This window comes from Cyanobium sp. ATX-6F1 (assembly GCF_047395825.1).
In the GTDB taxonomy this organism is placed as follows: Bacteria; Cyanobacteriota; Cyanobacteriia; order PCC-6307; family Cyanobiaceae; genus ATX-6F1.
Map to the genome: position 1 here is coordinate 653,574 of NZ_JBCEBF010000001.1, position 13,026 is coordinate 666,599.

The following is a 13,026-nucleotide window of genomic DNA, read 5'->3' on the forward strand; positions in this document are numbered from 1 at the left end:
GGGCCCAAGGGCCCCCTTTGAGCACCTGTGGGAGGGCCGATCAGCCCTGCTCGAGGCGGCCATAGAGCTGGCCGGTGATCTTCACATCGACGGCCTTCTTGGTGCCCATGTCGGTGTCAGAGGGCTGAACCGCGGTGAACACGCCCGCAAACTCACCCGTGGCCGGGTCGACCTTGGTGATCGAGAACTCCATGGTGCCGGTGCCATCGACATAGCGCTTGATGCTCTCGCTTCTGAACTCATCCCCGGCGGGAACCAGGCCCTGGGCGTACTCGACACCGGTGGTCAAACCACGGCCCTTGGGATCAAGGAAGTTGCTCGTGCGGTAGCTGGGGGCACGGAAGGGCCCCGAGAAATCCGTGCTGGTGCTCAGGGCAGAGCCCTGGGCCTCAGCGACAAGCTCCTTACTCGAGAAGGTGAAGGTCACTTCTTCGCCGCCGGGGAGCAGCACGGTGATCGGCTGGAAGTCGATCCCACCGAGCTCCTTGAAGGAGAGCGTGTCGGCGTTGACGCTCAGGTCGCCATAGACCTGATCGAGGCTGGAGGTGAAGCGGGTGAGGATCCGGCCGGCCACGAACTTGGCTTCCTGGCGCTTGTTGGCCGGTTCGCCCTTGACGAACACCTCGGTGGGATGGAGGCAGATTTCCCGCAGCTGATAACGGCTGCCGGACGTGAGGGGGATGGAACCGCGAGCGGAATCGGGAAGGGTCGGGCAATCATTGGCCTTACCGGTGTTCACGATGTCGTCGTAGGTGACGTTGGCCCGTTCGACGGCCTTGGCACCCCCGCCACAGGCGGTGACCAGGGTGAGACAGAGCGCCAGCGCGAGGGCCAGCAAGGGACGGAAACGCATGGTGGGGGGGAGCCGCACAGGCAGGAGAAAACCTCTAATCGGGGTGCGCCCGAGCGGGATCCTACAGGTCCAAAAACGTGATTCCGCGTAGCATGTCGCGGCTCTCAACAACCCGCCATGCGGGAGCTTGCCGCCCCCATTTCATGACCACCGCAGGCCACCCGCCGACCGCCCCCAACAGCCTCGACGACAGCCTCGAGTCCCAGCTGGGACCCCTGCTGGAAGCCATTGACAACCTGGCCCAGGAGCGCGCCTCCGACTCCTATGCCCTGCTGACCCTGCTGCGCCAGCTCGAAGGGCTGCACCGCTCCATCCAGGACGGACCCTTTCGTACCAGCCTGCCGGAACATCGCGAGCGCCTGTTCGATCTGCTGCAGAGCATGGAGCGCAGCGGCGGTTGGCCCTACATCCCGCGGCTGCAGTTGCGCACGTTCATGGATCTGCTCAACCGGGAGCCCGCAGACGAAGACAGCCCCCTGCCGGCCTGAGCTCAGGCCGGCAGCAGCGCCCCCAGGGCCGAGAGCAGCCGGTGGGCCACCGCCAGCTTGGTGGCCGGTTCGATCGCCTGCTCCCGCCCGCCTGGACCCAGCAGCCAGCCCTGGTTGAAGGCGGAGCCGAAGCCGGCACCGGGGCGATCGATCGGATTGGCGAAGAGCAGATCGCAGCCCTTGCGGAGGTATTTCTCCCGCGCCTGGGAGAGCAGATCACCGCTCTGGGCGGCAAATCCCAACAGCCGCTGACCAGCCGGGCGCCGGGCCACCAGTTCGATCAGCAGATCGGGCACCTCCTGCCAGCCCTGGGCCAGGGCCGCCGCCAGGGATCCCTTATCCATCTTTTCAGCCAGGGGCTGGGCGGGCCGGTGGTCCGCCACGGCGGCGGCCATGGCGATCGCATCGGCCCCCGGCTGCAGCTGGTGCAGGCGCTCCTGCAGCTGGGCCGCTGAGTCCACCCGATGGCAGACCAATCCATCGAGCCAGGCGGGCTCCACAGCCAGGGGGCCATGGACCAGATCCACCTCGGCCCCCCGCAGGCGAGCGGCCTGGGCCAGCAGCACCCCCATGCGCCCGGTGCTGGGGTTGGTGAGGCAGCGGGCGGGGTCCAGATGCTCCCGGGTGGGTCCGGCCGTCACCAGCAGGCGCCGGCCGCACCAGTCGCGGCGCCAGCCCCAGACCGCCAATGATTCCAGGGCCAGCAGCAGCGCCTCGGGTTCGGCCATACGGCCCTCTCCGCGGCGATCACAGGCCAGCAGGCCGGCCTGGGGCCCCAGGGGCAGCACCCGATCGAATCCCTGCAGCGCCTGCCAGTTGGCCCCCACCGCGGGGGCGCCCCACATGGCGGTATTCATCGCGGCGGCGGCCAGCACCGGGGCTTCGGCCGCCAGCAACACACTGGCCAGCAGGGTGTCTCCGAGGCCATGAACCCAGCGAGCGAGGCTGGTGGCACTCAGGGGCGCCAGCAGGATCAGCTCGGCCCACTCCGCCAGTTCGATGTGCAGCGGCCGCGGCGCCCGGTGGCTCCATTGATCCGCGTCCAGCAGCACCGGCTGGCGGCTGAGGCTGGCCAGGGCCACCGGGCTCACCAGCCGCTCGGCGCTGGGGGTGAGCACGCAGCGCACCACGGCCCCGCGCTGGGCCAGGGCACTGACCACCAAGGGCAGTTTCACCGCCGCGATGCTGCCGGTGATCGCCACCAGGATGCGCCGACCGGCGAGGGGGTCGGCCGGTGGCGGGATGGGGCCTTCGGCCTCACTCCTCATCGAAGGGTTCCTGGTCCACCAGGTGGACGTAGGGCCGGGCCAGCTCCGGGCGATGGATCGCCAGCGCCCGCATCAGGTGCCAGTCCTGGAGCGCTCCGAACGGGGTGGGGTAGTCGTCCTCATCAAGACGTTGAGCCAACTCAGCTGTGGCCGCTTCGTCGAACGCCTCCAGGAGCTCAGGGGTGATCTGGACCGAGGAGTCGGCAGTGGGGTCCACCAAGGCGGGAGGGCGTGAGTTTTCAGTGATAAGTTTCGCCCAGGGGGAATTAGCTCAGCTGGTAGAGCGCTGCAATCGCACTGCAGAGGTCAGGGGTTCGAGTCCCCTATTCTCCATCTGAGCGACCGCACAACCCAGTGGCCGAGGGACGTATCGCCGTCTTGAGGCGCTCCCCAATCCTGGCCTTCGGATCGGCCATAGGTGCCGATTCGGGTGCAGGTGGGAGACCTCGCCGTCCCAGGCGGCTCCGCGATCGGGAAGCATGCCCTTGCGGAGGAGCGGTGAGCACCGAAACCGGCGAAGGTCGGCCCCCCTGGGTTTTCCAGCGGCCAGCTGAGATCCTTTGATCCACCCCATGCGACCAGCTCAAAGCCCATGCCGTGGACCCCCGAAGCGGAAATCAAGCTCAAGGAGATCCCCTTCTTCGTCCGTCCGGCGGTTCGCCGGCGCATCGAGGCCCTCGCCGGCGACGCCGGCCTGGAGCTGATTTACGTCAGCTTTTACGAATCAGCCAAGCGTCAGTTCGGCCAGAAGTGAAGGTCCCTGCCGAAGGCGTTGGGGCGACAGCAAAACGGCCCGGGACGGCGATGGGGTAAAAGAGAGGTCGATCGAGGCTCCGTTTCTCCATGTCGCAGTCCAAGCGCGAACAGGTGGTCAGCCATCTGCGCTACATCCGTCAGGAGCTGCGCGAGATGCACCAGGGCGTGATGGACGACGGGCTGCTGCCGGAGGCCGGTGAGGTGCGGGGTGTGATGGCCCAGATGGAAGCGCTGCTGGAACTGCTCGAGGGCAAGGGCTCCCGCAAGAACAAGGATGCCGACGGCTGAAAGCGTCCGTCCAGCCCTTGACAAATCCGGCCGCATCTGACGGCTTGCCTGAGCGAGACCCCCAGGCTTTTCTGCAGCTGTCCCCATCATTCCGGCCCGGGCTTCGCCCGGGCTGTTTTATTGGAATCCCCTATCTGTGGTGGAGGAAGGCCACCAGTACGCCAGAAATGGTGTAGACAAGGGCCGGCAGGGCACCGGGCCGGGTGATGGGGATCATCCTGGGGGCTGTCCTGCCCCCTCTTCCCACCCAGGGTCGTGGTTCGAGCGCAGCAGACCCGATTGCACCTGAGCCTGGCCCGATCGGGCCAACGGCTGCAGCGCTGGGCTCAGAACCCCTGGCGGCGTGCCTCTCTGCTGCTGATCGTGCTGCTGAGCGCCTTCGCCTGCGGCAATGCCGTTGCCACGATCACCGGAGCCCTGGCCCTGCTCGATCCCGTGGCGGCCCTGGTGTCTGTGGTCCTGGTGGAGTCTGCCATCCGCCTGCGTCGGCCCCTGCTGCAGGCGGGAGGAGATCCCCTCACTCTGCAACTGCTTGACATGGCCCGGATCGGCCTGCTTTACGGGCTGCTACTGGAGGGCTTCAAGCTGCTCTGAGCCCGTCAGCGCGGTTCCCTGCTGCTCTCCTGATCGGCGGCGGCAAGCAGATAGAGCAGGGCCATGCGGACCGGGATGCCATTGCGCACCTGCTCCTCCACCAGGCTGCGCTCGGGGTCTTCCAGCAGGGCGCCACTGAGTTCCACGCCCCGGTTCACAGGCCCAGGGTGCAGCACCGGCACCGACGGACGCAGGCGTGCCAGGCGGGCATGGTCGAGCCCAAACTGGCGGTGGTACGTGTCCAGGCTGGTGAGCAGGTGCTGGTGCATGCGCTCCTTCTGCAGGCGGAGGGTCATCACCGCATCAGCTCCCTCCAAGGCCCTCTCCAGCTCACGCTCGATCCGCACCCGACCGCGGCCGCTCACCGGATCCTCGGCCTGACCGGGCGGCGGCGCCTCGACGAAGGCGGCGAAGGACTCCGGCAGCAGGGTGGCCGGACCACAGAGCACCACTTCGGCGCCGCAGGCCGTCAGCGCCCAGAGGTTGGAGCGGGCGACGCGGGAATGGAGCACGTCCCCCACGATCACGATCCGGCGACCCGAGAGGGCCTCAAGGGTGGGCTCGTCAGGGGCGAAGTGACGCGCCAGGGTGAACAGATCCAGCAACCCCTGGCTGGGGTGGCTGTGGAGTCCGTCGCCGCCGTTGAGCACCGCCACCCGCTCGCCGCTGGCCTCCAGGGCCCGGGCCAGGCTGGCGGGCACATGGGCGCAGCGATGGCGGACCACGAGCACATCGGCCCCCATCGCCACATAGGTGCGGGCGGTGTCCAGCAGGCTCTCCCCCTTGCTGAGGGAGCTGGAGGCGGGAGCGAAACTCTGCACATCGGCGGAGAGGCGCCGGGCCGCCAGCTCGAAGCTGCTGCGGGTGCGGGTGCTGGCTTCGAAAAACAGGGACACCACCAGACGCCCCTGCAGGGCCGGCAGCCGGCGGGAGCCGCTGCTCGGCAGGTTGCGGAAGCGCTGGGCCAGCTCCAGCACGGTGGCGAAATCGTCTCGGCTGAACGCCGCCAGATCGAGCACATGGCGGTGGCTCCAGCGGCTCATGGGTTCATGGCCCCCTGAACACTCCAGGCCTGGGAGGGGGCTGGGGGACGATCCCCCGGAGCGCGGCGACTGACACTCCGGCTCGCCCGCAGGTACCAGCGCCAGGGCAACTCCTGGCCCCGGGAGACCCCGATCCGCGTGGTCTGCACCAGATCCAGGGGCTGCGGCAACCCTGCGGTGCGGGGGCCAGCCAGAGGCCACTGGCCAGCGTGGCCGGCAGCCCGTCATGGGAGCGATCGAAGCCGAACCAGCGCGCCAGCAGACCGGGGCCTGCGGCGCGGCGCTCACCCCCTCCGGCAGGGCAATGGCCCGCAGCAGAACGCCGCTGGCCCAGTCGCTGTGGGCGGTCACCACGTTCACGCAGTGATGGATCCCGTAACTCACGTAAACGTAGAAGCGGGCGGGCGCTCCGAACAGCGTCTCATTGCCTGGTGAGCGGCGACGGTGGCCGTGGCAGCCCGGTTCGCTCTGGTCATAGGCCTCGGTTTCCACCACCACACCCCAGCAATGGTCACCAGTGGCGAGCCGGCGCACCAGCAGGCAGCCCACCAGCTCGGGCGCCACCTGCTCGGCGGCACGCTCGAAGAAGGCCAGCGGCAGCGCCTGTTCAGCAGCGGCGGGGATGGAACGACTCACGGGGCCATGATGCTTGCGCCCGGAGCCATCGGCATGGGAGCTCCTGATCCCGCCCTGATCACGATTCCCGTCTCCATCGGCGAACTGATCGACAAGATCACGATCCTGGAGATCAAGGCCGAGCGTCTCGGTGGGGCGGGGAAAACCAATGTGGAGCGGGAACTGGCGCTGCTGAACGCCACCCTGGCCGCCAGTGGCCTGGCGATCGATCCGGCCTTGCTTGGGGCGCTCAAGGCGGTGAACCTGGAGCTCTGGAGGATCGAAGACGAGATCCGTGAGCAGGAACGCCGGCAGGATTTCGGTGACGCCTTCATCGCCCTGGCCCGTGCCGTGTATGTCACCAACGACCGGCGGGCGGCACTGAAGCGGCAGCTCAACGAGCGCCATGGTTCAGCCCTGATCGAGGAGAAGTCGTACCGCCCCTACTGAGGCCGACCCCAGGGGGGCCGCCGCAGCCCCTGGTGGGGGCCAGAATGGGGTGACCTCGCTACAGGTTCTGTGTCTCTCGCCCTCTCCGGCTTCAATCTCGGCACGGTGCTGCTGGCCGGCAGCGGCCTGTTCGTGCTGGCCACGGTCTACTTCGGCACCAGGGGCGGCTACTACGACACCGACGACTACGACGGCAACGGCACGGCCCACTGATCGGAGCCTGCTGATCGGCGCCCGATTACCTGCGCTCAGCCCCGGCTGCGCAGCTGCTCTGATTCCGGGCAGTCTTCGGCCGTCTCCAGATCCTCGGCCAGGGCCGTGCGGCTGAAGAAGGCCAGCCGGGTGCTCACGGCACCGATCGAATCAAGCCGCACGCTTTCCTCCCAGCTGTGCAGCTCGTCGTCCTCCTCGGCGTCGTAGCGCAGGGTGACCAGGTCCCCTTCGAGCTCGACGACGAGGGCCTTTTCAATCCAGCGCTGCTGGTCCCGCAGGAACACCCACACCGGGCGCTTCTCGCAGCAGAAGCGATGGAGCTTGCGGTGAAGCATGGGGCCTCCGGCGCCTGCACGGCTCCGTCCGGATCCAGTCCGGTCGGATCTGATCCTAGGGATGATGGACTGATTCGCGCCCGATTCAGCCGCGCGCTCCCCACACCTGCCGTGCCCGAACCCTCTCTGCCCTCCAGCACCGAAACGATCCGCCTCCAACTGCGCAGCTGGCCCGAGGTGGAGTCCTACCTGGAGCGCCACAAGGGGGTGATCGTGCCCCTGGGCTCCACCGAGCAGCACGGCCCCACCGGCGCCATCGGCACCGATGCCCTCACCGCCGAGGCGGTGGCCCTGGAGGTGGGCCGCCGCACCGGCGTGCTGGTGACCCCCACCCAGGCCTTCGGCATGGCCGAACACCACCTGGGCTTCGCCGGCACGATCAGCCTCCAACCCTCCACCCTGCTGGCCCTGCTCCACGATGTGGTGCTGTCCCTGGCGCGGCACGGCTTCGAGCGCATCTATGTGATCAACGGCCACGGCGGCAACATCGCCACCGCCCGGGCGGCCTTTGCCCAGGCCCATGCCAGCGCCGCCAGTCGCGGCCTGTCCAACGCGGATCGGCTGCGCTGCAAGCTGGCCAACTGGTTCATGGCCGGCCCGGTGATGCACACGGCACGGGAGCTTTACGGCGAGCGCGAGGGACACCACGCCACCCCCAGCGAAATCGCCCTCACCTTGCACCTGGAGCCCAGCCTGGAGGCCAAGCAACGCCCCTGCCGGAGCCGGCACCGGCCGGGCCGATCCACGGACCGGAGGATTTCCGGCGTCGCCACCCCGATGGGCGCATGGGCTCCGATCCCTATCTGGCCTCAGCGGCCGCTGGGGCGCGCTTTCTCGATGAGGCCGCCACCGCGCTGACGGCCGATCTGGAGGCCTTTCTGAGCGATGACCCCGCCGCCGCCGATTAGGTTCGCCAGCAGCTGCCGGCCCCCTGGCGCGGGCCCTGAGGTTCCATGAGCAAGATCACCGCCGACGACGTACGCAAGGTGGCCCAACTGGCCCGCCTCGACATCCCTGAGGAGAAGATCGCCACCTACACCACTCAGCTGGAGCGGATCCTCGACTACGTGGCTCTGCTGGAGCAGGTGGACACCACCGGTGTGCCCCCCACCACCCGGGCCGTGGAGGTGGTCAACACCACCCGCGAGGATCTGGTTGTGCCAACTCCGGTGCGTGAGGAGCTGCTGGAGCAGGCGCCCCAGCGGGAAGGGGACTTCTTTCGGGTACCGAAGATCCTGGCCGACTGAGGCCCCGGGGGAGCACGTTCCAGGCCCGTTCAGCGCAGGGGCGAGACGGCCGTGCGATGCAGCAGCTCCAGCACGTGGCGACGGGAGCGGAAGGTCGGCATCAGCGCGGCCAGCGGGCGCAGCTTGCTGCGCCGCCGCCGGTGACTGCGGATGCCCAGCAGGATGTCGTAGAGCACGTTGAGGCTGTCGGTGCGGCTCTCGAAGATCCCCAGCCGCTGGGGCGAGCCTTCGCATCCAGCAGGGGCTTGGTGGCCCGGTAGGCCGCCTGGTATTCGAACCAGGGGATCGAGGGCCAGAGGTGGTGCACCAGGTGGTAGTTCTGACCCAGGATCAGGATGTTCATCAACCGGCCGGGATACACCCGGGCGTTGTGCCAGCGGCTGCGCGACTGGAAGGGCCGGTGGGGCAGGTAGTCGAAGAACAGCCCCAGGGTCACCCCGAGCATCAGGGCGGGGGCGAACCAGCAATTGAAGACGAAATCGATGAAGCCGTATTTGATCGAGGCCAGCACGATCGTCAGGAACAGACCCCGCGCAATCCCCCACTCGAGCAGCTCGTTGTGACGCCAGAGGCGCCGCCGGAAGAAGAAAACCTCGTGATAGAAAAAGCGCGGAGCGATCAGCCACAGCGGACCGAAGGTGGAGACGATGTGATCCGGGTCGTGCTTCGGATCGTTCACGTGGGCGTGGTGCTGCAGATGCACCCGGGTGAACACCGGAAAGCTGAACCCCAGCAGAAAGGCCGAGCCGTGACCCATCAGCGCGTTGCCGAAACGGCTGGGATGGGCGGCGTTGTGGCAGGCGTCATGGACCACCGTGCCCTCCAGGTGCAAGGCCAGAAATCCAGTGGCCAGCAAGGCCGGCAGGGGCCAGCCGCCCACGAACCAGCCCCAGATCGTCAGACCCGCCAGGGCATAGCCCCCCAGGAACAGCCCCACGGTGGGATTCCAGGTCGACGGCGCATCCAGAAACTCCCTCGGCACCGAGCGCTGCGCGTGGGGCGAGTGCTCAAGGGCCAAGGGCTGATCAGGCGAGGGGTGCAGAGCTTGCGTCATTGCCCGGGGCCGCACCTGCCAACCAATCGACGCACCACCATAAGGAGAAACTGATCCATGCCCACCGGGGGACTTGAACCCCCACGACCAAAGCCACTGGTACCTAAAACCAGCGCGTCTACCAATTCCGCCAGGTGGGCAGGGCCCGACTGTAGGGACCGGCTCAGAATGGTTGCGACCCGCCTGCTTTCCCATGCTTGCCACCATCGGTGGGACCCTGGCGCTGCTGTTGGGGGTCCTGGCCCTTCTGCTGCCGCTGCTCACCGCCGAGCTGAGCCGACCCCGTGATGCCTTCTGGGGCGCCGTGGTGCTGCTGCTGGGGCTGGTGCTGGTGACCAGCGCCGACCGGCTCACGGGCGCGCCGATGCTGGCGGTGCTCTGCGGCGGATTGCTGATCGGCCGACTGGGCACGGAGGTGGTGCAGCTGCGCTGGCGCCAACTCAGCCCCGAGGAGCAACAGCGGCTGGCCTCGAGCGAGCGCTGGCGGACGGCCGTCTCGGAACTTGCCACCACCGTGGCCCGGCTGCTGAGCCAGGGGGCCCAGGCGGCCTCCGGCCTGCGCCAGGCCCTCGCGCCCCAGCCGAAAAGCACCACCAAGCGCTGGGTGCGGCCGGAGCCGGGCGGGGCTCAAGCGCCCCCGGTCGCGGAGCACACCGAAAGCGGTGCAGGGGCCGCGGAGGTTGAGGAGGCTGCCCCCACGGCCGCCGCCATCGAGCAGAACCAGCAAACCAGCCATGAGCCCGGCACCGTCGAGGTGAGTTCCTTTGCCGCCATCGATGCCCTGATCGAGGCCCACAACGGTGGGGAGGCGGGACGCGGGGCTTGCCCACCCCAGGGTCGATAATCCCCAGTTGATGCCCTCCGGCGCCGTGACCGCCAGCCCGGTCTCCTACAAGGACACGCTGAACCTGCTGCAGACGCCGTTCGGGATGCGGGCCAACGCCAAGGTGCGCGAGCCGGAACTGCAGGCCCTGTGGGCGGAGTGGGGCCTGTACGAACAGCTGAGCCGCGAGAACCCCGGCGAGACCTTCACGCTCCACGACGGCCCCCTACGCCAACGGGGCCCTGCACGTGGGCCACGCCCTCAACAAGATCCTCAAGGACATCATCAACAAGCACGCCCTGCTGCAAGGCAAGCGGGCCCGGTTCGTGCCCGGCTGGGACTGCCACGGGCTGCCGATCGAACTCAAGGTGCTCCAGAGCCTGAACAGCGACGAGCGCCAGGCGCTCACCCCCACCTCCCTGCGCGAAAAGGCCCAGGCCTACGCCCGTGAGCAGGTGGCGATCCAGAGGACGGGCTTCGTGCGCTGGGGCATCTGGGCCGACTGGGAGCGCCCCTACCTGACCCTGGAGCCGGCCTATGAAGCCGCCCAGATCGAGGTGTTCGGGCGCATGGTGCTGGCCGGTCACATCTACCGCGGCCTCAAACCCGTGCACTGGAGCCCCAGTTCCCGCACCGCCCTGGCCGAGGCCGAGCTGGAGTATCCCGACGGCCACACCTCCCCCAGCGTCTACGTGGCCTTTCCGGTGACGTCGGTGCCGGCGGCACTGGGCTCAAAGCTGGCGGCTGCCGGCGTCGCCACCGAGGCCGGTGCCCTCGCCGTCGCCATCTGGACCACCACCCCCTGGACCCTGCCTGCCAACCTGGCGGTGTCGGTGAACGGCGCCCTCGACTACGCCGTCTGCCGGGTGGTGGGCGATGCCGCAGGCGCTGGATCAGCCCGCCAGCTGATCGTGGCCGCTGAGTTGGTGCAGAGCCTTCGCGGCGTGCTGGGCCTTGAACTGGAGCCGATCGTTTCCCTCAAGGGCGCCGAGCTCGAGGGGATCCACTACCGCCATCCGCTGCTGGAACGTCACAGCCCGGTGGTGCTCGGAGGCGACTACATCACCACCGAAACCGGCACGGGGCTGGTGCACACCGCCCCCGGCCACGGCGTCGACGACTTCAACACCGGCAAGAAGTACGGCCTGGCGGTGCTCTGCCCGGTGGACGAGGCCGGCACCCTCACCGAAGAGGCCGGCCCCTTCGCGGGGCTCAACGTGCTCAAAGACGCCAACGGCACGATCATCGAGGCCCTCGAGGCCGCCGGCGCCCTGCTCAAGCAGGAGCGCTACGCCCACCGCTACCCCTACGACTGGCGCACGAAGAAACCGACCATCTTCCGGGCCACCGAACAGTGGTTCGCCTCGGTGGAGGGCTTCCGTGCCCAGGCCCTCGCCGCGATCGAGCAGGTGGAGTGGCTGCCGGCCAGCGGCCGCAACCGCATCGAGGCAATGGTGCGCGACCGGGGCGACTGGTGCATCTCGCGTCAGCGCACCTGGGGGTGCCGATCCCGGTCTTCTATCACCGCAGCACCGGGGAGGTGCTGCTCGATCAGGCCAGCCTCGCCCACGTGCAACAACTGATTGCCGAGCACGGCTCCGATGTCTGGTGGGAGCGGGGCGAGGCCGAGCTGCTGCCGCCGGATCGGGCCGCCGAAGCGGAGCAGTGGCGCAAGGGCACCGACACCATGGATGTGTGGTTCGACTCCGGCTCCTCCTGGGCGGGTGTGCTCGGGGGCCTCCACGACGGCCGTGGCCTGGGCGAGGGCCTCAACTACCCCGCCGACCTCTACCTGGAGGGCTCCGACCAGCACCGGGGCTGGTTCCAATCCAGCCTGCTCACCTCGGTGGCCGTCAACGGCTGTGCCCCCTACCGGCGCGTGCTCACCCACGGCTTCACCCTCGATGAGAAGGGGCGCAAGATGAGCAAATCCCTGGGCAACGTCGTCGATCCGGCGGTGCTCGTCGAGGGGGTAAGAACGAGAAGCAGGAGCCTGCCTATGGCGCTGATGTGCTGCGGCTGTGGGTGAGTTCGGTGGACTACTCCGCCGACGTGCCCCTGGGGCCGGGAATCGTCAAGCAGCTGGCGGATGTCTACCGCAAGGTGCGCAACACGGCTCGCTATCTGCTCGGCAACCTGCACGACTTCGACCCGCGACCGGTCAGCGAAGGCGGTGATGCCGTGGCGATCGAGGACCTACCCCTGCTGGACCGCTGGATGCTGCAACGCACCGCCCAGCTGATCGATGAGGTGGGCGGTCACTTCGAGAGCTTCGAGTTTTACCGCTTTTTCCAGGCGCTGCAGAACTTCTGCGTCGTCGACCTCTCCAACTTCTACCTCGACATCGCCAAGGACCGCCTTTACGTCAGCGGGGCGGCGGCGTTCAGGCGCCGCAGTTGCCAGACGGTGCTGGCCCTGGTGGTCGAACGGCTGGCGGGACTGATCGCACCGGTGCTCTGCCACATGGCCGAGGACATCTGGCAGAACCTGCCCTACCCGGTGGCGGAGCGTTCCGTGTTCGATCGAGGCTGGCCCCTGGTGCCCGACGGTTGGCGGAGCAGCGATGATCAGGGCGGCGCGGCGGTGACACCGCTGCGGGAGCTGCGCGCCCAGGTGAACCGCCAACTGGAAGACGCCCGCGCCCAGGGGGCAATCGGCTCCTCGCTGGAAGCACGGGTGCAGCTGGAGCCCGCTGCCGGCGCAGCGGGAGAGCCCTGGCGGGTGGCCCTGGCGGTGCTGGAGGCCAGTGCCCACCCGGAGGTGGACAACCTGGTCGACTGGCTGCTGGTGTCGAAGCTGCAGGTGGGCGGTGAGCCCCTGGCCGACCCCCTGGCCGAAGCCACCGAAGCGGGCCTCAGCGTGCGCATCGCCCGCGCGGTAGGCCACAAATGCGAGCGCTGCTGGCACATCGAACCCGACGTGGGCCAGCACACCGCCCATCCCCTGCTCTGCGGCCGCTGCGTCGGGGTGCTGGCCGGCGGGGCGGACTGACGTGCGGC

The 13,026-nt window shown here is 68.5% G+C and carries 13 protein-coding genes, 2 tRNA genes and 4 pseudogenes; 11 read left to right on the forward strand and 8 right to left on the reverse strand.

The annotated features are described in order from the left end of the window. Positions 1-40: 40 nt before the first annotated feature. Complete coding sequence (locus AAF143_RS04055; RefSeq protein ID WP_255008244.1) at positions 41-853, reverse strand: photosystem II manganese-stabilizing polypeptide; 813 nt, start codon at positions 851-853, stop codon at positions 41-43. A gap of 143 nt (positions 854-996) precedes the next feature. Between AAF143_RS04055 and AAF143_RS04060 the strand changes: the two genes are divergently transcribed. After that, complete coding sequence (locus AAF143_RS04060) at positions 997-1,341, forward strand: hypothetical protein (protein WP_255008246.1); 345 nt, start codon at positions 997-999, stop codon at positions 1,339-1,341. A gap of 2 nt (positions 1,342-1,343) precedes the next feature. On the opposite strand, the gene coaBC is transcribed toward AAF143_RS04060, so the two are convergent. Then, positions 1,344-2,609 (reverse strand): bifunctional phosphopantothenoylcysteine decarboxylase/phosphopantothenate--cysteine ligase CoaBC, encoded by a 1,266-nt coding sequence (coaBC, locus tag AAF143_RS04065; protein WP_255008248.1) that lies wholly within the window; start codon positions 2,607-2,609, stop codon positions 1,344-1,346. Beyond that, a complete protein-coding gene (locus tag AAF143_RS04070) occupies positions 2,599-2,826 on the reverse strand; it encodes a DUF2555 domain-containing protein (RefSeq protein WP_255008249.1) in 228 nt (75 codons plus the stop codon). The genes coaBC and AAF143_RS04070 overlap by 11 nt, the downstream gene beginning before the upstream one ends. A gap of 43 nt (positions 2,827-2,869) precedes the next feature. On the opposite strand from AAF143_RS04070, the gene AAF143_RS04075 reads away from it, so the two are divergent. From AAF143_RS04075 to AAF143_RS04090, 4 genes are all read left to right on the forward strand, one after another. Next, positions 2,870-2,942: transfer RNA gene (locus AAF143_RS04075), tRNA-Ala, on the forward strand. Positions 2,943-3,201: 259 nt separating this feature from the next. Continuing rightward, positions 3,202-3,363 carry a PCP reductase family protein gene (locus tag AAF143_RS04080; protein WP_255008251.1) on the forward strand — a complete coding sequence of 54 codons (162 nt, stop codon included), beginning with the start codon at positions 3,202-3,204 and terminating at the stop codon, positions 3,361-3,363. 89 nt (positions 3,364-3,452) lie between these two features. Continuing rightward, a complete protein-coding gene (locus AAF143_RS04085) occupies positions 3,453-3,653 on the forward strand; it encodes a hypothetical protein (protein ID WP_255008253.1) in 201 nt (66 codons plus the stop codon). Positions 3,654-3,932: 279 nt separating this feature from the next. Next, positions 3,933-4,247 (forward strand): DUF565 domain-containing protein, encoded by a 315-nt coding sequence (locus tag AAF143_RS04090; protein ID WP_261358939.1) that lies wholly within the window; start codon positions 3,933-3,935, stop codon positions 4,245-4,247. A gap of 5 nt (positions 4,248-4,252) precedes the next feature. Here the strand turns inward: AAF143_RS04090 and AAF143_RS04095 are convergent, their stop codons facing one another. Then, positions 4,253-5,290: an aspartate carbamoyltransferase catalytic subunit gene (locus AAF143_RS04095; RefSeq protein WP_255008256.1), complete on the reverse strand. Its 1,038-nt coding sequence runs from the start codon at positions 5,288-5,290 to the stop codon at positions 4,253-4,255. Further along, a pseudogene (locus tag AAF143_RS04100) lies at positions 5,287-5,926 on the reverse strand (DNA-3-methyladenine glycosylase). Before AAF143_RS04100 ends, AAF143_RS04095 begins: the two are co-directional and overlap by 4 nt. A gap of 33 nt (positions 5,927-5,959) precedes the next feature. On the opposite strand from AAF143_RS04100, the gene AAF143_RS04105 reads away from it, so the two are divergent. Both AAF143_RS04105 and AAF143_RS04110 read left to right on the forward strand, forming a co-directional pair. Next, positions 5,960-6,355, forward strand: coding sequence for a DUF6165 family protein (locus AAF143_RS04105; RefSeq protein WP_255008260.1), 396 nt, complete (start codon positions 5,960-5,962; stop codon positions 6,353-6,355). 69 nt (positions 6,356-6,424) lie between these two features. Beyond that, on the forward strand, positions 6,425-6,568 hold the full coding sequence (locus AAF143_RS04110) for a hypothetical protein (protein ID WP_255008262.1): 144 nt from the start codon (positions 6,425-6,427) through the stop codon (positions 6,566-6,568). A 35-nt stretch (positions 6,569-6,603) separates the two neighbouring features. Here the strand turns inward: AAF143_RS04110 and AAF143_RS04115 are convergent, their stop codons facing one another. Beyond that, a complete protein-coding gene (locus AAF143_RS04115; RefSeq protein WP_414026533.1) occupies positions 6,604-6,903 on the reverse strand; it encodes a DUF6679 family protein in 300 nt (99 codons plus the stop codon). A 111-nt stretch (positions 6,904-7,014) separates the two neighbouring features. Here AAF143_RS04115 and AAF143_RS04120 point away from each other — a divergent pair. Then, positions 7,015-7,811, forward strand: a pseudogene (locus AAF143_RS04120) (creatininase family protein). Between the two features lie 45 nt (positions 7,812-7,856). Beyond that, complete coding sequence (gene gatC / locus AAF143_RS04125; RefSeq protein ID WP_255008267.1) at positions 7,857-8,150, forward strand: Asp-tRNA(Asn)/Glu-tRNA(Gln) amidotransferase subunit GatC; 294 nt, start codon at positions 7,857-7,859, stop codon at positions 8,148-8,150. Between the two features lie 29 nt (positions 8,151-8,179). Here gatC and crtR read toward each other — a convergent pair. Then, positions 8,180-9,204, reverse strand: a pseudogene (gene crtR / locus AAF143_RS04130) (beta-carotene hydroxylase). Positions 9,205-9,262: 58 nt separating this feature from the next. Beyond that, positions 9,263-9,344: transfer RNA gene (locus tag AAF143_RS04135), tRNA-Leu, on the reverse strand. A 53-nt stretch (positions 9,345-9,397) separates the two neighbouring features. Here AAF143_RS04135 and AAF143_RS04140 point away from each other — a divergent pair. Beyond that, positions 9,398-10,048, forward strand: a complete 651-nt coding sequence (locus AAF143_RS04140) for a Ycf66 family protein (RefSeq protein WP_255008271.1) — start codon at positions 9,398-9,400, stop codon at positions 10,046-10,048. A 10-nt stretch (positions 10,049-10,058) separates the two neighbouring features. Continuing rightward, a pseudogene (gene ileS, locus AAF143_RS04145) lies at positions 10,059-13,018 on the forward strand (isoleucine--tRNA ligase). The last annotated feature ends 8 nt before the right edge of the window (positions 13,019-13,026 follow it).

What these genes read in the sequence shown, in the direction of transcription:
- AAF143_RS04055 (WP_255008244.1), bottom strand. Translation starts at nt 853, where the DNA reads ATGCGTTTCCGTCCCTTGCTGGCCCTCGCGCTGGCGCTCTGTCTCACC.
- AAF143_RS04060 (WP_255008246.1), top strand. Translation starts at nt 997, where the DNA reads ATGACCACCGCAGGCCACCCGCCGACCGCCCCCAACAGCCTCGACGAC.
- coaBC (WP_255008248.1), bottom strand. Translation starts at nt 2,609, where the DNA reads ATGAGGAGTGAGGCCGAAGGCCCCATCCCGCCACCGGCCGACCCCCTC.
- AAF143_RS04080 (WP_255008251.1), top strand. Translation starts at nt 3,202, where the DNA reads ATGCCGTGGACCCCCGAAGCGGAAATCAAGCTCAAGGAGATCCCCTTC.
- AAF143_RS04085 (WP_255008253.1), top strand. Translation starts at nt 3,453, where the DNA reads ATGTCGCAGTCCAAGCGCGAACAGGTGGTCAGCCATCTGCGCTACATC.
- AAF143_RS04095 (WP_255008256.1), bottom strand. Translation starts at nt 5,290, where the DNA reads ATGAGCCGCTGGAGCCACCGCCATGTGCTCGATCTGGCGGCGTTCAGC.
- AAF143_RS04105 (WP_255008260.1), top strand. Translation starts at nt 5,960, where the DNA reads ATGGGAGCTCCTGATCCCGCCCTGATCACGATTCCCGTCTCCATCGGC.
- AAF143_RS04115 (WP_414026533.1), bottom strand. Translation starts at nt 6,903, where the DNA reads ATGCTTCACCGCAAGCTCCATCGCTTCTGCTGCGAGAAGCGCCCGGTG.
- gatC (WP_255008267.1), top strand. Translation starts at nt 7,857, where the DNA reads ATGAGCAAGATCACCGCCGACGACGTACGCAAGGTGGCCCAACTGGCC.
- AAF143_RS04140 (WP_255008271.1), top strand. Translation starts at nt 9,398, where the DNA reads ATGCTTGCCACCATCGGTGGGACCCTGGCGCTGCTGTTGGGGGTCCTG.